The sequence below is a fragment of the Siccibacter turicensis LMG 23730 genome (assembly GCF_000463155.2).
GTDB lineage: Bacteria > Pseudomonadota > Gammaproteobacteria > Enterobacterales > Enterobacteriaceae > Siccibacter > Siccibacter turicensis.
This window is the reverse complement of sequence record NZ_AWFZ01000074.1, coordinates 1-264: the sequence shown is the minus strand read 5'-3', so window position 1 is coordinate 264 and position 264 is coordinate 1. Positions and strand designations below refer to the sequence as shown.

At 40.5% G+C, this 264-nt stretch carries 1 protein-coding gene; it reads left to right on the top strand.

What is annotated here, in order from left to right:
- Window positions 1-264, top strand: a 264-nt coding sequence (locus tag DW58_RS21500; protein ID WP_235810707.1) for a hypothetical protein, incomplete at both ends; no start/stop codon positions are given.

Below are 264 nucleotides of genomic sequence, written 5' to 3'. Positions count from 1 at the left end.
GTCCTTATAGCTTTACCTGTTGAAAAGACAACCCTGTCCGGACACGGATTTTCTCCCTACATTGTACCTATACTAGGGCTTGAAACTTTAGAAGTAAAAGGCTCTCAGGATATTATTATTTCAGGAGATGATATATACAAGATATGCACAGGAAGAGAGCAAACGAATACCGAAGGGTTTAGCTTTTACGGTAAGCGAGTTGCCTGGAACTGTCATCCTGATCAAACCTTTTCTGGAGTACCTACCGTTAAGGCGATAAATAAT